General features: G+C 36.2%; 18 protein-coding genes. 12 read left to right on the top strand and 6 right to left on the bottom strand.

All coding sequences use genetic code 11. The features are described from left to right. Positions 1-48 precede the first annotated feature (48 nt). The 6 genes from glmM to glmS all read left to right on the top strand — a co-directional run bounded on the left by glmM (position 49) and on the right by glmS (position 8156). Complete coding sequence (glmM, locus tag CC204_RS07390) at positions 49-1404, top strand: phosphoglucosamine mutase (RefSeq protein WP_088269600.1); 1356 nt, start codon at positions 49-51, stop codon at positions 1402-1404. 234 nt (positions 1405-1638) lie between these two features. Beyond that, positions 1639-2496, top strand: a complete 858-nt coding sequence (locus tag CC204_RS07385; protein ID WP_088269599.1) for an SAM hydrolase/SAM-dependent halogenase family protein — start codon at positions 1639-1641, stop codon at positions 2494-2496. An 11-nt stretch (positions 2497-2507) separates the two neighbouring features. Beyond that, positions 2508-3059, top strand: coding sequence for an ECF-type riboflavin transporter substrate-binding protein (locus CC204_RS07380; protein WP_087641134.1), 552 nt, complete (start codon positions 2508-2510; stop codon positions 3057-3059). Between the two features lie 97 nt (positions 3060-3156). Continuing rightward, positions 3157-4866, top strand: a complete 1710-nt coding sequence (locus CC204_RS07375; RefSeq protein WP_088269598.1) for an ABC transporter ATP-binding protein — start codon at positions 3157-3159, stop codon at positions 4864-4866. Further along, entirely contained in the window at positions 4863-5693 is an 831-nt protein-coding gene (locus tag CC204_RS07370; protein ID WP_088269597.1) for an energy-coupling factor transporter transmembrane component T family protein, read from the top strand. Before CC204_RS07375 ends, CC204_RS07370 begins: the two co-directional genes overlap by 4 nt. Before the next feature lie 651 nt (positions 5694-6344). Next, positions 6345-8156, top strand: coding sequence for a glutamine--fructose-6-phosphate transaminase (isomerizing) (gene glmS / locus CC204_RS07365; protein ID WP_088269596.1), 1812 nt, complete (start codon positions 6345-6347; stop codon positions 8154-8156). Positions 8157-8273: 117 nt separating this feature from the next. Here glmS and CC204_RS07360 read toward each other — a convergent pair whose 3' ends face one another. Further along, positions 8274-9773 carry a sensor histidine kinase gene (locus CC204_RS07360; RefSeq protein WP_088269595.1) on the bottom strand — a complete coding sequence of 500 codons (1500 nt, stop codon included), beginning with the start codon at positions 9771-9773 and terminating at the stop codon, positions 8274-8276. Next, a complete protein-coding gene (locus tag CC204_RS07355) occupies positions 9770-10462 on the bottom strand; it encodes a response regulator transcription factor (RefSeq protein WP_088269594.1) in 693 nt (230 codons plus the stop codon). Before CC204_RS07355 ends, CC204_RS07360 begins: the two co-directional genes overlap by 4 nt. 122 nt (positions 10463-10584) lie before the next feature. Between CC204_RS07355 and CC204_RS07350 the strand changes: the two genes are divergently transcribed. Then, a complete protein-coding gene (locus CC204_RS07350) occupies positions 10585-10797 on the top strand; it encodes a hypothetical protein (RefSeq protein ID WP_088269593.1) in 213 nt (70 codons plus the stop codon). A gap of 322 nt (positions 10798-11119) precedes the next feature. Here CC204_RS07350 and CC204_RS07345 read toward each other — a convergent pair whose 3' ends face one another. Next, the gene (locus CC204_RS07345; RefSeq protein ID WP_088269592.1) at positions 11120-12022 is read right to left on the bottom strand and encodes a C40 family peptidase; all 903 of its coding nucleotides are present in this window, start codon (positions 12020-12022) and stop codon (positions 11120-11122) included. 368 nt (positions 12023-12390) lie between these two features. Here CC204_RS07345 and CC204_RS07340 point away from each other — a divergent pair, with 368 nt between their 5' ends. From CC204_RS07340 to CC204_RS07320, 5 genes are all read left to right on the top strand, one after another. Then, on the top strand, positions 12391-12972 hold the full coding sequence (locus CC204_RS07340) for a TetR/AcrR family transcriptional regulator (RefSeq protein ID WP_088269591.1): 582 nt from the start codon (positions 12391-12393) through the stop codon (positions 12970-12972). A 137-nt stretch (positions 12973-13109) separates the two neighbouring features. Next, positions 13110-14201 carry an ABC transporter permease gene (locus CC204_RS07335; RefSeq protein WP_088269590.1) on the top strand — a complete coding sequence of 364 codons (1092 nt, stop codon included), beginning with the start codon at positions 13110-13112 and terminating at the stop codon, positions 14199-14201. Positions 14202-14205: 4 nt separating this feature from the next. After that, complete coding sequence (locus CC204_RS07330) at positions 14206-14877, top strand: ABC transporter ATP-binding protein (RefSeq protein WP_088269589.1); 672 nt, start codon at positions 14206-14208, stop codon at positions 14875-14877. 157 nt (positions 14878-15034) lie between these two features. Then, positions 15035-15325 carry a hypothetical protein gene (locus tag CC204_RS07325; protein WP_088269588.1) on the top strand — a complete coding sequence of 97 codons (291 nt, stop codon included), beginning with the start codon at positions 15035-15037 and terminating at the stop codon, positions 15323-15325. Between the two features lie 131 nt (positions 15326-15456). Then, positions 15457-16434 (top strand): tetratricopeptide repeat protein, encoded by a 978-nt coding sequence (locus CC204_RS07320; protein ID WP_227011261.1) that lies wholly within the window; start codon positions 15457-15459, stop codon positions 16432-16434. A 623-nt stretch (positions 16435-17057) separates the two neighbouring features. On the opposite strand, the gene CC204_RS07315 is transcribed toward CC204_RS07320, so the two are convergent. From CC204_RS07315 to CC204_RS07305, 3 genes are all read right to left on the bottom strand, one after another. After that, entirely contained in the window at positions 17058-18194 is a 1137-nt protein-coding gene (locus CC204_RS07315) for a tyrosine-type recombinase/integrase (protein WP_088269586.1), read from the bottom strand. A gap of 186 nt (positions 18195-18380) precedes the next feature. Then, the gene (locus CC204_RS07310) at positions 18381-18665 is read right to left on the bottom strand and encodes a hypothetical protein (protein ID WP_088269585.1); all 285 of its coding nucleotides are present in this window, start codon (positions 18663-18665) and stop codon (positions 18381-18383) included. Positions 18666-18760: 95 nt separating this feature from the next. Next, positions 18761-19669 carry an Rgg family transcriptional regulator gene (locus tag CC204_RS07305; protein ID WP_088269584.1) on the bottom strand — a complete coding sequence of 303 codons (909 nt, stop codon included), beginning with the start codon at positions 19667-19669 and terminating at the stop codon, positions 18761-18763. Between the last annotated feature and the right edge of the window lie 167 nt (positions 19670-19836).

Raw genomic sequence — 19836 nt, 5'->3', positions numbered from 1 at the left:
TGTATCAAAAGAATAAACAAACCTTTATATAGTAGAAGGAGAGTTAAGATGGGTAAATATTTTGGAACAGATGGTGTTCGAGGAATTGCAAATAAGGAATTGACACCAGAATTAGCGTTTAAATTGGGCCGTTTTGGCGGATATGTACTTAGTCAACATGAAGATTCTACACGTCGTCCAAGAGTGCTGGTTGGTCGGGATACACGTATTTCCGGACAATTATTGGAGCAAGCGCTGATTGCCGGATTATTGTCAGTAGGAATTGAAGTATTCCAGTTAGGCGTTATCTCAACACCTGGTGTTGCTTATCTAACCAGACTGCAAAAAGCGTCTGCTGGGGTCATGATTTCTGCTTCTCATAATCCTGCTGAGGATAATGGGATCAAATTCTTTGGTTCAGATGGCTTTAAATTAGTCGACGATCAAGAGTTGGAAATCGAAGCATTACTTGATGCAAATGAAGATACATTGCCTCGTCCTTCTGCAGAAGGTTTAGGTTCATTAGATGAATTTCCGGAAGGCTTATTGAAATATTCACAATTCCTAGTTCAAACAATTCCAGGCGATTTATCAGGGATCACTGTTTGTATCGACGCTGCCAATGGAGCGACTGCAACTTCAGTTAACCGTTTATTTGCAGATTTAGAAACAGAGTTCTTTACTATGGGTACTAGTCCAAATGGACTGAATATCAATGATGGTGTTGGTTCAACACATCCCGAAAAACTAGCAGAAATGGTTGTCGAAAAAAATGCAGATGCAGGTTTAGCCTTTGATGGTGATGGTGACCGCATTATTGCAGTAGATGAACTTGGGAATATCATTGATGGGGATAAAATCATGTTTATCTGTGCGAAGTATTTGGCAGAAAAAAATCGTTTGAAAAAAGATACGATCGTAACCACTGTGATGAGTAATTTAGGTTTCCGTAAGGCTGTTGAAGCAGCTGGAATGAAAGATGTCATCACACAAGTAGGTGATCGCTATGTCGTAGAGGAAATGCGTAAAAACGACTATAATTTTGGTGGCGAACAATCAGGACATATGATCTTTTTAGATTACAATACAACAGGCGATGGGATGCTTTCCGGTATTCAATTGCTAAATGTCATGAAACAAACTGGAAAAAAATTATCAGAGTTAGCAGCAGAAGTGACCGTTTATCCGCAAAAACTTGTAAATATTCGCGTGACGGATAAACACGGTGCGATGGAGGTTCCTGCAATCAAAGCAATGGTTGAGCAGATGGAACAAGAAATGAACGGTGATGGACGTATTTTAGTTCGACCATCTGGAACTGAACCGCTACTACGTGTGATGGCTGAGGCACCAACACAAGAAAAAGTAGATTATTATGTGGATAAAATCGCCGATGTCGTGAAAGCTGAAATTGGTGTAGAATAGTTAAATAGAAACAACAAAAAAAGAGGCAAAGTGATAACAACTCAAGTTATTATTTTGTCTTTTTTTATGATTTAAAAACGAATGATTATTTATATTTCAGGCGGATCGTTCGATAATTTCGTTGACAGATTTGGGATAAAAAGGTAGTATTATTTGAGAATTGACAGATCTAGTTAGATCTATTGTTTCAATGCGACAATTTTTTGTGATTTTAGACATGAAAGGGGTAATGAGATGGGAAAATATTTAGTTTTACAAACAGATTTTGGTCTTGGTGATGGTGCAGTTAGTGCAATGTATGGCGTGGCACATATGGTCAGCGATGAAATCACCATTGAAGACTTGACCCACGAGATTCCCCCATATGATATTTGGGCAGCTTCTTATCGGTTGTATCAAACAGTCAAATATTGGCCGAAAGGAACTGTTTTTGTTTCAGTAGTCGATCCAGGTGTCGGTAGCGCCCGCAGAAGTATCGTTGCGAAAACAGGCTCAGGGCATTACATCATCACACCGGATAATGGCTCGTTAACACACATTTTACACTATCAAGGAATCGAAGAAATTCGGGCAATTGATGAAGTGACCAGCCGCTTACCACACTCAGAAGAAAGCCATACGTTTCATGGTAGAGATATCTATGCGTATAATGGTGCGCGTCTGGCTAGTAATGAGATTTCTTTTGAAGAATTAGGCAGTGTTGTTGATACAGCTTCGATTACAACGTTGCCGTTGATCGAAGCAACACAAAATGAGCATATATTAGAAGGCAGTATCGATGTATTGGACATTCGTTTTGGGTCACTATGGACGAATATTCCTTTAGCATTTCTAAAGGAAACAGCAATCAGTCATGGAGATCAGCTGCAAGTGACAATCTATCATAAAAAGAAAAAAGTATATCAAAATATTATGAAATTTGCAAAATCATTTGCAGATGTCAATATTGGGGAACCGTTGGTGTATGTCAACTCATTAGTTAATATCGGAGTGGCTGTTAACCAAGATTCATTCTCAAAATTATATCATATCGGAACAGGCACGGACTGGACGATCCAATTGAGAAAAGCACCAAAGATTATTTTTGAGTAGGAGTGGAGAAAATGAAAAAAGATTTTTCAGTAAAAACGATCGTAGCAATTGGCATTGGTTCAGCTGTTTTTGTTATTTTAGGACGATTTGTAGTGATTCCAACAGGATTTCCAAATACGAACCTTGAGACAGCGTATCCGTTTTTAGCATTGATTTCAGCTATTTTTGGACCAGTAGCAGGTGGACTGATCGGATTGATCGGACACACATTAAAGGATTTCACAACTTACGGCAGTGCTTGGTGGAGCTGGATCGTTTGTTCAGGAATCATTGGAGTTATCTATGGCTTTGCAGGAAGAAAGATCGATCTACAGCATGGCGAATTCACGAAAAGAGACATTATTCATTTTAATATATATCAAGTAGTTGGAAATGCTGTAGTTTGGGGATTGATCGCTCCGACATTAGATGTTTTGATTTACAGTGAGCCTGCCAGTAAAGTTTATACACAAGGTGTTATTGCAGTGGTCTTAAATATCATTGCTGTTGGAATTATCGGTACATTATTGATGGCAGCTTATGCTGCAACTCGAACGAAAAAAGGGAGTTTAACAAAAGATTAGTTATGTAGTAAAATAGAAATGAAGGACAAGAAAAAACGGCTGTTTTAGCTAATCGTCTTTTCTTGTCTTTTTTACATAGAAAAAAGGAGCGGCATCCATGAAAAAACCACTGATCACGTTTGATAAATTCAGCTTCCAGTATCATAGCCAAGCTGAACCGACATTACATACTATCGATTTAACAATCTATGAAGGGGAAAAAGTCTTGATTTTAGGGCCCAGCGGCAGTGGGAAATCGACATTTGCCCAGTGTATCAACGGCTTGATTCCATACTGTTACGAAGGCGAAATTACTGGAAGCGTGAAGATCAACGAGAAAGAGTTGACTCAAACCAGTTTATTTGACTTGTCATTTGACGTGGGAACTGTCCTTCAGGATACAGATGGTCAATTTATTGGTTTGACGGTGGGAGAAGATGTGGCTTTTGCACTAGAAAATGATGCGGTCGCGCAAGAAACGATGAAACAAGAAGTCAAAAAATGGACAGAAGTGGTCGAAATCAGTGATTTTTTACATCATCGGCCACAGGATTTATCAGGAGGACAAAAGCAACGTGTATCCATGGCAGGCGTTTTGATCAATGAAGCGCCTATCCTATTATTTGATGAGCCTTTGGCAAATCTCGATCCAAAAGCAGGAAAAGAAACGATTGCTTTGATTGACGACCTTCATCAGCAGGTGAAGACCACGGTTGTTATCATTGAGCATCGATTAGAAGATGTTTTATATCGTTCAGTAGATCGTGTCATCGTTTTTGATGATGGACGGATCGTCGCTGATTTGCCGGCAGATGAACTCTTAAAAACGAATATCCTTATAGAAAAAGGAATTCGTGAGCCGCTTTATGTAACTGCAATGAAATATGCTGGCGTGGATCTGACCACTGTCGAACATTTATCAGATAGTGAAAAGGTTCAAGCTCCTCAGTTAAAGGAACAAATGGAAAACTGGATGAAAGAGCAATCACAGGAATCTGAACAAAAGAAAATGGAACCGTTGTTGACGTTAGAAAAGATTACGTACCAGTATCAAAAAAATGGTCGATTAGTACTGAACGATGTGTCAGTGACGATCAATAAAGGTGAAATGCTTAGTATCGTTGGTAAAAATGGTGCCGGGAAATCCACATTGAGTAAAGCTATCTGCGGGTTTATTACACCTCAGAATGGAAAGATGAACTGGCAGAATGAAGACTTCACACAATTTTCGATCAAAGAACGGGCAGATAAAATTGGTTTTGTTATGCAAAATCCAAATCAGATGATTTCTAAAAAAATGGTTTTTGAAGAAGTAGCTTTAGGTTTAGTATTAAAAGGGCTGCCAGAGGATGAAATCAATCAGCAAGTTGAAAAAGTATTAAAAATCTGCGGCCTTTATTCATTTCGAAAATGGCCAATATCGGCACTTAGCTTTGGTCAGAAAAAACGAGTAACAATTGCATCAATTTTAGTATTAGAACCAGAAATGATTATTTTAGATGAACCAACAGCTGGACAAGATTTTAAGCATTACACAGAAATGATGAGCTTCTTGAAAAAGTTGAACAAGATGGGCATGACTATCGCGATGATTACGCATGATATGCACCTGATGCTGGAATATACTGAGCGTACATTAGTGTTGTCTGATGGGAAGATCCTCGCAGATACGACCCCTATCAACGTATTGACAAATGTTCAATTAGTAGAACAAGCATCATTGAAAGAAACGAGTTTATTCACATTTGCTAAGCATTTGAATTTAGCTGATCCATTTCTATTTACCAAAAACTTTATGACATATGATCAGGAGGTCCGTTTTACATGAATGAACATCAAATGCTAGGGTATATTCCTGATGATACAGTGGTTCATAAGATAAACGGTACGGCAAAATTGATCTTCTTGATTTTGTTGTCTGTAGCGTGCATGACAACTTATGATACGCGCTTTTTACTTGGGATGACGGTATTTTCACTCGTCTTATTCAAGTTCTCGCATATTAAATGGCACCAAATTTCGTTTGTCGTTACGTTTATTTTTGTTTTTTCATTGATGAATATTATTGCAGTCTATCTATTTTCTCCAGAATATGGCGTTGCGCTTTATGGCTCGAAAACATTGATCTGGCAAGGAATTGGACGTTTTACGATCACGCAGGAGCAATTATTTTATGAGTTCAATTTAGTCTTAAAATATTTTTGTACGATTCCGCTTGTTCTGATTTTTCTTTTGACGACAAATCCGAGTGAATTTGCCTCTAGTTTAAATCGAATCGGAGTTAGTTATAAAATTAGTTACGCAGTGGCCTTAGCGATTCGCTACATTCCAGATATCCAAGAAGATTTTATCAATATTTCATTGGCGCAACAGGCTCGTGGTTTTGAGATGTCTAAAAAAGGGAAATTGAACCAGCGATTGAAGGGGACTGCTCAAATTGTTTTTCCGTTGATTTTATCTAGTTTGGATCGAATTGAAACAATCAGTACAGCGATGGAATTACGACGCTTTGGTGAAAAGAAAAAACGAACTTGGTACGCACAACAACCGTTTCATTTAGCTGATCTTGTCGTAATTGGCTTGGCGCTGATCCTGACAATTTTAAGTTTTGCTTTATTTAAAGTGAATGGGGGAAGATTTTATAACCCTTTTTAATAGAATGGCTAACGGGAGAAAGGGCGTATTTCTTTTTCTAATAAGATCAAGCGGAAAGTACGTATATTTGAAACACACGAGATGATACGGAGGATAAAGTGTTAGTGTCCACTACTGGACGCCAGCAGATGCCTATGAACATTATTAAAAAAACAGTCTGAGCAGATACCGATCCAGCATATTTTAACCGTTGGTGCTGGCGAATAAATCATTATTTTTGTATATGATTGGTATACATAGATTCCTTTTTCTTAGAGGTTTCTATGTATACCAATTTTATTTTTATAATTAAAAGTTGACAGATATATTAGTTTAGTTATATTATTAATGCAGTTTCTATTGAAATTTATTTAAGGAGGATAGTTAGACCAATATAGGGATAGCGCCAGGCCTGTTGTTTCAGGTGACGAGGAAAGAGCTTATCGAAACATTCGGCGGATAGCTCTAGGGACTGCACTCTACAAGCTGGAAATAAAAAATAATTGCAAAATTATAACAAAGATTCAGCTAAGCAGAATAGAAACATATAATGATCGATCAAAAAAGACTCTGATGATTACAAAAATGAGATAAACAGGAACTCATTGATGTCCTCTTGACTGTTTTTTTGATCATGACCTAAGACAAATAAGAAAGTAGGAAATAGACATTATGTGTGGAATTGTAGGAATTGTCGGAAAAGAAAATGCAACGGATATTTTAGTTCAAGGGCTAGAGAAGTTAGAATATAGAGGATACGATTCAGCTGGGATTTTTGTGACAGGAGTAAATACGCAGGATTATCTAGTGAAATCACTCGGTCGAATCGCCGATCTTCAGGCTCAAATCGGTCAAGAAGTGCAAGGAACTGTCGGAATCGGACATACGCGCTGGGCGACTCACGGTAAACCGAGTGAGCGGAATGCTCATCCTCATACAGCAGGAAATCGCCAATTTATTTTGGTGCATAATGGTGTGATCGAAAATTTTGAAGAAATCAAACAGGAATATCTTCAAGGAGAACAGCTAGCTGGTGAAACGGATACCGAAATCGTTGTCCATTTGATTGCCCATTTTTCGAAAGAAACACAAAATACAAAAGAAGCGTTTAAAAAAGCATTGGCTGTTATTAAAGGATCTTATGCTTTTGCGCTGATCAATAAAGAGGATCCAGAGACGATTTATGTCGCAAAAAATAAAAGTCCGTTATTGATCGGTTTAGGAGAAGATTTTAACGTGATCTGTAGTGATGCGATGGCAATGCTTAGCCAAACCAATCGCTTTGTAGAAATCGCTGATGGCGAGTTAGTCACGGTCAAAGCAGATAAAATCGAGATCGAAGATGAAACAGGAATGCTCGTTTATCGTGATTCTTATGAAGCACAATTAGATTTGAGTGATATTGAAAAAGGAACCTATCCTTATTACATGTTAAAAGAAATCGATGATCAACCGGCTGTTATGCGCAGGATCATTCTGGAATATACTGATCAAGTCGGCAGAACAACGATCGATCAAACGATCATTGAAAAAATCAGGGAAAGCGACCGTGTCTATATCGTTGCTTGCGGGACTAGTTATCATGCTGGTTGGATCGGGAAAACGATCATTGAAAAGGTTGCGGGCATCCCAGTCGAAGTTCATTTGTCGAGCGAATTTAGTTATAATATGCCACTGCTTTCAGATAAGCCGTTCTTTATCTTTTTAAGTCAAAGTGGAGAAACAGCTGATAGTCGGCAAGTATTGGTTCAAATCAATGATTTAGGTTTTCCATCCTTAACACTCACAAATGTTCCAGGGTCTACGCTGTCTAGAGAGGCTATGTATACCTTACTGCTGCATGCAGGTCCTGAAATCGCTGTCGCATCTACTAAAGCTTATACAGCTCAAATCGCAGTTTTAGCGGTACTTGCTAAAGCAATCGGTGATAAGAATGCAAGTTCTGCCTCAAAAGCTTTTGATGTTGCACACGAGTTAAGTGTGATTGCATCAGTGATGGAAACGATCATTGATGATAAAATGACGATCAGTCAGTTAGTAGAAGATTATTTAGCTGTTACAAGAAATGCTTTTTATATTGGTCGTGGTACTGACTATTATGTTTCAATGGAAGCGGCACTAAAATTAAAAGAAATTTCTTATATTCAGGCAGAGGGATTTGCTGCGGGTGAATTAAAGCATGGTACGATCGCATTGATCGAAGAAGGGACGCCAGTTTTTGGTGTGATTACGGATGAAAAAACAGCTGCTCATACGAGAGGAAATTTGAAGGAAGTCGAAAGTCGCGGAGCACATAATTTTGTGATCTCTTTAGCTTCCTTAGCTAAAGAAACCGATCAAGTGATTTTACCGGATGTTCATCCATTACTGACTTCTTTGGTCAGCATTGTTCCAACTCAATTGATTGCTTATTTTGCTACGTTACAAAGAGGATATGATGTGGATAAACCGCGTAATTTGGCGAAAAGTGTAACTGTGGAATAAAGAGGATGAGATAAAAGTATTTAGCTCCGAAAAATAAGAAGAAACTAATTTTAGACCATCGCTTATTAAGAAGTAGAACCCTGAACAAAACTAAAGCTCCGTTTTGTTCAGGGTTCTTTATTTTAATGGAATCTTTAAATAAAAGGTTGTTCCTGCTTCTGTTGAGCTGTGAACACTTAGTTTAAATTGGTGACGGTCCGCGATTTCTTTGGCAATAGCTAAACCTAATCCAGTTCCATCTAACTGCTGCTTTGATTGTGAGCGGTGAAAACGGGTGAAAATCTGTGTTTGTTCTTTTTGAGGGATCGTTGGTCCCAAGTTATGAATACTAATGATCAATGAATCTTTTTTCAGTTCTGTGTCAATTGTGATCGCTGTTTGAACAGGTGCAAATTTAAGGGCATTTTCTATTAAAATAACCAAGAGCTGTCGAATACGACCATAGTCGCCCTGAATGATCACAGGTTGAGTTACAGTTGTTTTTAGTGTCAGAATCTGTTCTTTTTCAGCCGCTTTCAGTCGTAGGCTGCGTAAACTGTCTGATAATACATCGTTGATCGGCACCGGTTCTTTTGTGATCGAAAATTCGGGATTTTCTAAACGTGATAACTCAAGTAGATCATTGATCAATCGTTCCAAAACAATAGCTTCGTTCAATAATTGCTGATGGTACTCGTTTACTTTCTCTGGTTGTGTGACAAGACCATCAGTTAATGATTCAAGTGAGCCGCGAATGACAGTTACAGGGGTGCGTAATTCATGTGAAACAGTAGATAAAAAATCTTTTTGAGCTTGCTCTCTATTCTCCCGCTGATTTTTAGCAGTTAAGAGGCGCTCTCGTAAGATATTCAGTTTTTCTCCAAGTTGACCGATTTCATCTTTTTCTGAGATGAGCAATGGCTTTTGATAGTTTTCGATCACTAGGTCATCTGTAAAAGTACTCATCTTATTGATCGGTGCGATGAATTTTTTTGAAAGGATGACAGAAAGCAATAGACCGATGATCCATGCGATCAAGATACTAGCTAAAAGCAGCATATAGCCTTTTCTTTCTTCTTTGTGCACGCTTGATACAGCAGAATGGAGTAAGACAACGGCCAGTACATTACCATTTGTATCTTTGATTGGTTCGCCCACTGTTACGGTTGGTTCTCCAATAAAGTTACTAAAGGCATTACTAGTTGCTGTTTTTCCTGCATAGACCTGTTTGATGACTTTTTGCGCATCTTCAGGTAGTTCACTGTATTCTTTTTGATGCATCCCATGCCCCACAGTAATCGTTTGAGCATGTTCATCTACGATCCAAAGATCATCCATGGCTAATTGATCCATGAATTTGATAAACGAAGCGTAATGCATATCCATTTTCATAGAAGAACCAGAGCCCATCATGCCGTGCATGGATGAACTATTATCATTTTCTACAGAGTCTTGCTCAGAAAGATAGTCACTTAAGTTGTCTGCGATCACTGCTGCACGACGAGACATTTCTTCTGTATGGATCGTAATGGTCTGCTTTGAGAACAAGAAACGAAAGGCTAAACCGATCACCAGAGAAAACAGTAATAATGTCAAAGAAAAGTATAAAATGAGTTTTTTTGTTAGTTTATTTTTCATCTTTTTCCCTCGAATTTATAGCCTTGTCCCCAAACTGTCGCAATTTCCCACTGTGGATGAGCAACTTCATCCAACTTTGCTCTCAAACGTTTGATATGTGTATCGACCGTTCTGGCATCACCGTAATAATCAATGCCCCAAAGGCTATCCAACAAATTATCCCGTGAGAAAACTTTTTCCCGATGAGATAAAAGCAGCCAGAGCAGTTCTAATTCTCTTTTAGTCAATAGAATTTCTTTTTGGTCAATAGTGACTTTCTTTTCATCTAGATAAAGAGCGAGGTTATCATAAGTCAAATAGGCCATTGTATGCTGGTTTTCATCAGTCCGTTCAATCCGGCGTAAAATAGCTCGTATCCTGGCCATGACTTCACTTGGAGAAAAAGGTTTGACGATGTAATCATCTGCACCGATATCTAGACCCATGATGCGATGATAGTCTTCTCCTTTGGCAGTGATCATGATGATCGGGACATTAGATGTTTCGCGGATTTTTTTACAGACCTCAAACCCGTCAAGAATCGGAAGCATCACATCCAGTAAAATCAGTTCGATCGTATGTTCATAAAAGGCATTCAGTGCTTCTTGTCCATTAGAAACGACCACTGGTGTGAAACCTTCTTTTAAAACATATGCTTTTAAAACTTCAGTAATTTGCTGATGATCATCGACGATCAAAATCTTTTTCATAAGGGTTCCTCCTGCTTCTTCTTTCTATTATAGTCAATAAACAAAGAATTAGGGGAGTTTTTTTCGACACATATTCGACACAATTACTAGTTAGACTGAATAAAAATAGGAGGGATCAAACAATGAAAAAAAGCAGTCTATTATTATTTGGTATGATGATTTTGGGGTCGATCAGTTTTACACCGACAGTTGAAGCGATTGGACGTTTTGATGATGAAGCTATGTATTCAACTGAAATGAGAGAAAGACATATGTGGCAGCAAGAAAATAGTGAGCAGAGAAGGAAACGAAATACGCAAGATTCCCACATGAGAAGGGATGATCGAAGAGATTAAATGAGGCAAAAAAAGCAACAATATTCAACTCATCCTTGCTGGTCAGCTGAATAAAAAAAAGATTCCCCCATCGGGATCGATGGAGGGAACACAAATCAAATTACACACAACTATAAAATAGCATACTTTCTCATAATTCTCAAGAATTTAGCATTCTATCTAAAAAAATGAGAGAACAATCTGTTCAAATGTTTATTTTATTATTTAAATAAGGAATTTTTAGTGAAATAGGACAAAAAACTGCTTATCATGAACGTAAGCACCAAAAGTTAGAATGTTCAGGTCTAATTTTTGGTGCTCGCTACAATGACTGAGCAGTTTTTTATAGCACTCGTACAGCAAAATCTGGTGAATAAGAAGCAACAGTTGCGATCTGAACCACGTCTCCAGGAACGGGTGCATGAATATAGGAACCGTCTCCTGTTGAAATACCAACATGATACGTTCCGCCATGACTGCCCCAGAAAACTAAGTCTCCTGCTTGGGCTTCAGAAACGGCAATTGTAGTACCTGCTGTTTCTTGGTCAACAGTTGTTCGACCTAAAGAGCGACCGATCGAAGCAAAAGCAACTTGGACTAGACCGGAACAATCAAACGCATCAGGGCCGGCTGCGCCATAAACATATGGTTTACCTAAATGTGTTTTGGCTGCTGCTATGACTGCTGATCGTGTATCGATTTGCTTGTTTTGTTCCGCTTGTTGCTGTTTTGCTTGATCGATTTTTTTTGAGAGCTGATTTTCCTGATCGGTGAGATCTGACTGTTCTTTACTAAGCTCTTTGATAGTTGTTTGCAATTCTTTTTGTTGCTGGTTTAATTCAGCAAGACGTTCTTTTTTTTCGTCAAGTGGAGTACTGACCTCTCCTTTTGGAACTACAACAGAAGCAAAATCCAATGTCAAAGTAGGTGTACCTTTTTCTTTTGCAGATTCAGTAACCGTTCCGACCGTTTGAATGTCTTCCAATTGTTCAATCGCCGTTTGTGTTTTTTGGATTTTCATTCCTATGTATGATAATTGATCTGTCGTTTCATTTGTTTGCTCTACAGATTTCAGCTTTACTGTTTTTAATTGTGTCAACTTTTGTGAGGATTCACTAATGAGCTTTTCCACGGCAGTTTTGTTGTCGTCAGGAGTGGCAGCATGTGCCTGATCGCTGAGAAATAAACTAGTAGAAAAAGCAATGCCTGCAATCAATAATTTGGTCAAGGTAGTGGTTTTTTTCAAAAAAATTCTCCTTTAGTTTAAAGTTTTCTTATGTAGTAGATGGATCACCTAATCAAAGGCCATTAGTATTTAAACACACTCTAAAAAAATAGTCTGTAAAAGGGAGGTTAAATGTTTATTGCTTTTTTTACAAAAAATGCACTTTTATTGCACATTTTCTTTCTTATGTAATGTAACCGCTCTTAAATGTCAAAAACAAATCTATCTAAATTGTTTGACCATGGATTGTCATAAAAAAATAATCAAAGCTTATTAAATACTGTTACTCTCAGGGGTTCATTTTTCCTTACTATCTTTTTTCTTCAAATTGATTTAAAATAGTTTAGAAAGAAAAAAGGGTCAAAGCAGGATGAAATGGAGGGAAGAGGATGAAAAAAGAGACAGTATTTGATGTTACACATCAGTCGATTCTAGAAACGGCAAAAGAGCTTTTTTTAACGAACGGGTACAAAAATACATCCACTCGTGATATTGCTAAAGCTGCGAATATCACACAACCTGCTCTTTACTACCACTTCTCAACGAAGGAGCTTTTGTTTGTTGAGATCAACAAACAAATCGGCAGTCAGCTAAAAACGGAGATCGAACAAATCGTTCAAAAAAACGATTCTCTTGAAAATCAATTGATCGATTGTACACATGCATTGTTGAATGTTTATCATCGAGATATTTTTTCTTTTATCCATCAAAGTGCTGCAGAGATGGAGCCTGAGAATAAGCAGCAATTGTTTCATATTTTGAATGAGTATTACTTAGAACCACTTCAAAAAGTTTTTGAAACAAGTAAAGAACCGTTGAATAGTCATGTTTCTTCTCAAAAGGCAGCGCAGTTTTATCTGATGAGCTTGTCGTTATTATTTTCAACCGTTCATCAACTGAGAACAGAGAATGAACGATCAGAGCAAATCGCTGAATTGATGCAAATGGTCTTACATGGTGTTGTTGTATAAGGAATGGCCTTTTTTTATCGTTTGATAAAAAAGTTGTGCTATTCTTTTTTTTGTGATAATATTTTTATCAACCGATAGAAAATGAGTTTATTTTTTTTAGATGATTTTTTATCAGCTGATAAAAAGAGGTGGATGAGATGTTTTTAGGATTAGAAGAAATGAAGTATTTTAAATTACGCTATGCACTGGTTGTCGGAGTCATTGTGCTAGTAGCCTATGTTGCTTTTATGTTATCCGGTTTAGCGAATGGATTAGCTCAAGGAGTTAGAAAGGGTGTGGATAATTGGGGTGCTACGAGTATCGTCTTGTCGGATGATGCAAATAAGAGCTTGAATGCGTCCAGCTTAGTAATTGCTGATCTTGCACAAGTAGATGCAAAAATAAAAGAACCTTTAGGGCAATATGCTGGTGCACTTAATAAGACAGGGCAAAATAAAGAAGCAGATAAAATCAATATTTCTCTTTTTGGTGTGACTGAGAAAAGTGCAATCAAACCGGAATTGACTGAAGGTCGCTATTTTAATAAGGAAGGAGAAATCATCGTTCCTCAAAATTTAGTAGACAAAGGGATCAAATTAGGTGATACCGTAAAAATAGGAAAGCTGGATAAGCCGCTAAAAGTCGTGGGAATAACGAAACAAAATACCTTTAGTATTGTTCCATTGATTTATACATCGATCGACCAATGGCAAGAAATCAAATTTGGCCGAATCATTGAAGGAGAGCAGACGCCGATCAATGGAATTGTCGTAAAATCAACGCCTACGAGTAAAATCGAATTACACGCAAGTGATGATCATTTGGCAAAATATAAAATAGAAGATTTTATTGAAAAATTACCTGGTTATAGTGAACAGAATCTGACATTGAATGCAATGATCTATTTTCTATTTGTCATTACTGCAGCCATTATTGGTATTTTTATTTATGTGATGACTCTTCAAAAAACGAGTCTGTTTGGCGTGATGAAAGCACAGGGGATTTCGAATGGTTATATTATTCAATCGATTATTGCTCAAACCTTTATTTTGGGTGTGATCGGTGTTGCAATTGGCGTGATCTTGACATTGTTGACCAACTTGATATTGCCAGCAGCAATGCCCTTTGAATTAGATACGACGAACTTGCTCATATACAGTGTCGTATTAGTAATTGTCGCTGTGTTTGGCGGCGTCTTTTCAATTCGAACAGTTACGAAAGTTGATCCAATGAAGGCGATAGGAGGATAGAAAAATGGCTGATATTTTAGTGATGAATGATATTAGAAAGACCTTTGGGAAAGGCCATGCTGCAGTAGAAGCATTAAAAGGAGTCAACCTGAATGTTGAATCAGGGGAATTTGTTAGTATTATTGGTCCTTCAGGTTCTGGTAAAAGTACTTTTTTAACGATCGCTGGCGGTTTGCAAACACCAAGTGCCGGTACTATTCAAATCAATGGCAAAGATTTTACCCACCTAAGTGAAAAGAAACGGTCTAAATTACGCTTTGAAGAGATTGGTTTCATTTTACAAGCGTCTAATTTGATTCCGTTTTTAACTGTGGAGAAGCAATTCACGTTGGTAGACAAAATTGAAAAGAAAAAGCCGGAAAAAGCTCGTGTCAAAGAGTTATTGACATCACTGGACATCGCAGATCTAATGCAGAAATTTCCTAAGGATTTATCTGGTGGGGAACGTCAGCGTGTTGCGATTGCCAGAGCACTTTTCAATGAGCCAAGTTTGATTTTGGCAGATGAACCAACAGCGAGTTTGGATACAGAACATGCGTATGAAGTTGTTAAACTTCTAGCAAAAGAAGCACATGAAAAAAAGAAAGCTACGATCATGGTAACTCACGATCCAAGAATGATCGAATGGAGCGACAATGTTTACCGGATTGAAGACGGTGAACTGACAAAAGAATAAGGAATGTTAAAAAGAAGGAAATAAACCAAAAGTTTATTTTCCTTCTTTTTAATTTTAAGTATAATAAAATTGGATTTTAGGTTATGATGGAGGAGAGAAGTGAAGTAGGTGTTGTTTGGAAAAATAGTCAATTAAAAGTTGAAAGTGAGGTAAAATAATGGATAACAGAGTAGAAGTAATGACCTTTTCACAGTTGAAAAAACTAGTGGAAGAACTAGAAAAAAATAAAACGGTCACTGATGATACCAAGGTATTTATCGATACGGGCTGGGATAGTGTACAAGAGGTTGAACCGAATGCTTTTTATGTGGAAGAAGTTGTAGAATTCAAAGTTCAGGATGAATTGACAAAAGAATTCTATATAGGTTATTCTTTGATCGAAAAAGCCGAACGAATGAATGCTGAAGGGCAGGCTGAAGCAGCGATCATTATCCGAAATTTATATTAAAATCACCGATTTTTTTCATGTATAAATGTCTTTAGGTACAATATCTTGTTTTAAATGTACAGACTATTTATTTTTTGATATTATTTAGACATAAAGAAACAGCTACATGAAGAATGAGCACTAGGAAGGTGGTGTTATTTTTGTCGAATAAGATTCCATTTCCCAAAAATTACGAACGATATATTGAGATGGGACAAGAAGCGATCCAACTCGGAAATCAAGAAGCCGCACTCTTATATTTTGAAAAGGCCTATGCAATTAAACAGGATTTTCCTTTGAATCTGATCTTAGTGAAAACCTATTTAGACACAGAAAATTATGAAAAAGCTTTGTATGTCGCTTCAGAAATGAGGGAGAGGTATTTTGAATATCTGGACTATTTAGAGATCTATCTTCAGGTGCTGACTAAGAATCAGTTATTCCTTCAAGCGCATAGTATTATCAATGAGCGGATTTTGATGGAACAAAGCGGCGAGATGAGAAAACTTATTTCTTTGAAAAAGAAGATCAAGCATGTTGAGCTAAAGTATCAACAATTTGAATCCGTAAAGATCTCGGAAGTGAAAAAAGAACTAAATCAGCTGAATTTGTATGATTATTATGAGCAGTTGTCTGTGATCAAAAAATCATTGAATTTACCTCAGGATGATTTTATTAGGCTTGGGAAAAACTTATTACTTGATGGGCGGGTACATATTTTAGTTCGGTCGTGGATTTTAGAGGAACTTGTCAAGTTACATGTCAAAGAAGAAGTAAAGTTTTTGTGGAGAGATAATCAAACATATACAGTTGTTCCAGCAGCGGTAGGAACCCCACTGGATTGTGCAGCATATCAGCGAATTTTGCTCTTTTTAGAAAAAGAATTGATCAATGTTGCTCCAATCTTACTAGTGGATATTACCGAAGAAATTCGTTTGCATTTTACATTATTATACCCGCTAGCAGATCAAATCATCAAAAATCCCAGATTGTGGGCGGTAAGCTATATCATCTCCTACAATCATTTGATCGCTCAAAAATATCACATAGAAGAAGAAAAAGAAGAAATCAAAAAAATTCAAAAATTACAACATGAAATTCGTTTAGATTTAGAAACGATGGTTCAGTGATAAAAGATCGAGCGGCAGGAATAATACCATCCTGACCGCTTTTTTTAGTAAAAAACCATTTATTTTTTTGAGGTCAACTTTAAATAAATCAACAATAGAAATGAAAGTAGAAAATAGAAAAAAATGCCACCTTGAATGAAGGCAATAATCAGATAAACTGATACTGTATCAATAATGGTGCTTTGAGCGAAGTAACGATGAGTAATAAATTCCATAAACACTAAAAAAAGAGAGATAACGAATAACCTTGTATGAAGCCTTCCCAATATAACCCCTACCCTAACAAATATATTTTGAAGATTTATCATAACATAAAAATAAACGGGCGTTTTATCAAATTTTGGCTATATCTATCAGAAATATGAGAAATTTATTGGGGAAATAGTGTAGAATTATTTTTAGGGGATAAAAAAACATCATCTTTATGATGATGCTTAGATACAGTCATATTATAAAAGATGAAAAGCTGAGCCGCCATCTAAGAATAAACTGTGCTATAATGCTATTTGTAGCAGAAAATATTGGTTAGCTAGACGCGCCCTGAGCGCAAATAACCTATAAGCTGTATCCCTTGTCACGTAAGGGATACAGCTTTCTTATTTTGTTTTCCACCTAAAACGCACCTATAAACCACCATCAATACTCTTCAAAAATTCCTCAGTAATCAGTTTATTTTTATCTCTGATATCTTGATTTAAAGTACTGTAATATTGCAAAGTAACTGAAGCATCTTTATGACCAAGCTGTTTTTGTGTGTAAATCATATCACTACCAGCAAGAACTAACAAATCAACTCTTGCATGTCTAAATGCATGAGAAGTAATCTTTTGGATTTTGGCCAACTTACATTTTTTAGCTAGATATTTATTAATAGCAGCATTAGTAATAGGTTCACCAAAGTCATTTGTAAATAGATAGTCATTAGTTGGAGCATGTAATTTAATTACTTTTTTCGACTGATCTAATTTGGCGATATAATCGCGTAGGATGATTTCTAAGTCTGTTGGTAAGTCTACCACTCTGACGGAGTTTACAGTCTTTGTTGTGGTGTTCTTTTTGGTCCTCTTGTAATCAAATGCTTTGTTTATTGACAAAGTATGATTCTTGAAATCAAAGTCCTTTTTTGTAAGCCCGGTAGTTTCTTGGAATCTAGTTCCTAAATACATCATAATCAACGAGATATATTTTGAAGCACTTTCTTCTGAAGAAAGTATAACTTCTTTTAGTTTCAACCATTCCTCAATTGACAAGGTCTTTTTTCTTTCTCCGGTTGTATCCCGTCCAATAATCTTAGCTTTGTTTGCAGGGTTTTGATATAGATATCCTGAATCAATTGCTTCTGTAAACATTGCTTTTGCAATTTTATGTTTATCTGAAACAGTCTTTTTAGCATGATTAAGATCAATACCCATGTGATTGATCCACCGCTGATACTTAATTCTATCAATGGATTTCAGTGTGATATCTTTACCGAAAAAATCTATAAGGGATTTTCTAGTTGCATTAATTTTTCCCAAATGATCTGGTCCGACAATTCCTTTTTTAAAAGTGTCAACCCAAAGATCAAAGAAGGGGATTAAGAGCATTCTCTCAGGTGATATGCCCATTAGAGCATCATTTTTTGCTTTTATTTCAGCATCATAACATTGTTGCGCAGTGAATTGTGTTGTGTATTTATCAATCCATTTACCACTAATAGGACTTTTTACTTTATATCTATAAGAATACATACCGTTTTTTAACTTCTTTGGTTTAGCCATTATATCTATTCGTTCCTTTCAATACGTTAGCCAAAACATTATGAGGGTAGATATAGGGCTTTAATCATCACTCCTTTCAAATATCAAATTATATTTTTCCTTATTCATAAAACTATCCTTCGGCAACATTGAAAATGATAATAATTTTTTGAATGTCAATTTCAAGGGAACACTTGAAAGACAAGTCTATTTTGATTTGAATACTTTACCACATTCTGTGCAATAGAACTCCTTACTCTTATTATCAGCTAATCCAGTGACCATCGTGGATGTTCCACCAGTCATTATAGCCATAGCAATTTTACCTTTAGATTTTTTCTTAACTTTTTTCTCTTTGTGATTAAAAACAGTAAAAGGTTTTAGAGGATTTAAATTCAAGGAACTGGACTTTTTCGTTTTCTTAATATTAGCCTCATTATCAATTAACTGAACTTTGGATGATTTGCAACTTGGACATTTTAATCTAGCCATTTTCTGATTCCTCACTTTATAATATTTTTGTATTTATCTGTAGATTACAAAGAGATAAACTCTTATCTATGCTCCAACATAGTTTGTAGCATCTTTCATTGATCTTTCATGAGGGTATTGGGATATATCTCTCCGTCAGAAATTTTTTTAGATTTTAGAGCAAAATTTGATACTTCTTCTTTTAAAAGATTAGCCATTGAGCTATCTCCAGCATCCTCAACTAGTGAAATAAAATTGTAGATTTTATTTAAATATACTAAATCTTCAGTTTCGATAAATAGTATCATATTTTTTAAGTACTGTATTGAAAATTTGAAGAAATAGTTTGAGGATTTTATATCTTCTTTTTCAGCCATTTCGATGTAGAGTTTGGCTTCATCATATTCTTTATTGTATATTCTAGCAGTAATAATGTTTATATAAGCGGTATAAGCGTATTTTTTTGTTTCATGATCACGAAAACTTTCCCAAGCTATTGGTAGCATTCTAGTAGTCACATCTAGCGTTTGCCTTCTATCAAAATAGACAATAGAATTGGAAAAAAGGACATAATCATAATATGTATAAAATGATTTTTCCGTTAGATAGTTAATAATGTGTTCTTTTTCAGTATTGGAAAATGATTTAATATTAGGCCATTTTCCCAAGAAGTGTGATTTGATTGAATAATATTGAGCTAAAATCTTACTATTTTTACTATATGCCATTTCAATCGAATAATAGTGTTTTAAGAGATTTTCTTTTCGCATATGATCTTCAGGGTGAATAGAGCAGTCTCTAAATAAGTTCACGAACTCGCCATCAAATCCATCATCAAAATAAAAGAAAAACTCCGATGTTGTTAATTCTAGTCTATTGAGAACATTATTCAACTCATTTATTTTTATCGATGATCTTCCATTTTCAAGTTTAGAGTAATAAGATTTTGAATGATCTGGAAACATTGAAGAACTAGGAATGTTTTTCATTGTTCTAAAAAATTTGATAGTATCATTTATTAGCATATTAAGCCTTTCTGTTTCCGAAATAGAAACAAACCACTAGTGAATTGTATTTTTTTGATAAACAATTCTAATAAAAATGAACAATTGCTGTTAAATGGTTTCCGTTTCAGAAACTGTAAAAAATATATTATTTACAGTGGGAATTTTCTTCGTTACAATTAGATTGT

The sequence above is a fragment of the Enterococcus wangshanyuanii genome, assembly GCF_002197645.1.
Taxonomy (GTDB): Bacteria; Bacillota; Bacilli; order Lactobacillales; family Enterococcaceae; genus Enterococcus_L; species Enterococcus_L wangshanyuanii.
This window is presented reverse-complemented; position numbering and strand designations above follow the sequence as displayed.

Bases quoted from the DNA above. Each gene is read 5' to 3' on its own strand.
- CC204_RS07335 (WP_088269590.1), top strand. From the start codon at position 13,110: ATGTTTTTAGGATTAGAAGAAATGAAGTATTTTAAATTACGCTATGCA.
- CC204_RS07380 (WP_087641134.1), top strand. From the start codon at position 2,508: ATGAAAAAAGATTTTTCAGTAAAAACGATCGTAGCAATTGGCATTGGT.
- CC204_RS07375 (WP_088269598.1), top strand. From the start codon at position 3,157: ATGAAAAAACCACTGATCACGTTTGATAAATTCAGCTTCCAGTATCAT.
- CC204_RS07355 (WP_088269594.1), bottom strand. From the start codon at position 10,462: ATGAAAAAGATTTTGATCGTCGATGATCATCAGCAAATTACTGAAGTT.
- CC204_RS07370 (WP_088269597.1), top strand. From the start codon at position 4,863: ATGAATGAACATCAAATGCTAGGGTATATTCCTGATGATACAGTGGTT.
- glmS (WP_088269596.1), top strand. From the start codon at position 6,345: ATGTGTGGAATTGTAGGAATTGTCGGAAAAGAAAATGCAACGGATATT.
- CC204_RS07385 (WP_088269599.1), top strand. From the start codon at position 1,639: ATGGGAAAATATTTAGTTTTACAAACAGATTTTGGTCTTGGTGATGGT.
- CC204_RS07330 (WP_088269589.1), top strand. From the start codon at position 14,206: ATGGCTGATATTTTAGTGATGAATGATATTAGAAAGACCTTTGGGAAA.
- CC204_RS07305 (WP_088269584.1), bottom strand. From the start codon at position 19,669: ATGCTAATAAATGATACTATCAAATTTTTTAGAACAATGAAAAACATT.
- glmM (WP_088269600.1), top strand. From the start codon at position 49: ATGGGTAAATATTTTGGAACAGATGGTGTTCGAGGAATTGCAAATAAG.
- CC204_RS07315 (WP_088269586.1), bottom strand. From the start codon at position 18,194: ATGGCTAAACCAAAGAAGTTAAAAAACGGTATGTATTCTTATAGATAT.
- CC204_RS07350 (WP_088269593.1), top strand. From the start codon at position 10,585: ATGAAAAAAAGCAGTCTATTATTATTTGGTATGATGATTTTGGGGTCG.
- CC204_RS07325 (WP_088269588.1), top strand. From the start codon at position 15,035: ATGGATAACAGAGTAGAAGTAATGACCTTTTCACAGTTGAAAAAACTA.
- CC204_RS07360 (WP_088269595.1), bottom strand. From the start codon at position 9,773: ATGAAAAATAAACTAACAAAAAAACTCATTTTATACTTTTCTTTGACA.
- CC204_RS07340 (WP_088269591.1), top strand. From the start codon at position 12,391: ATGAAAAAAGAGACAGTATTTGATGTTACACATCAGTCGATTCTAGAA.
- CC204_RS07310 (WP_088269585.1), bottom strand. From the start codon at position 18,665: ATGGCTAGATTAAAATGTCCAAGTTGCAAATCATCCAAAGTTCAGTTA.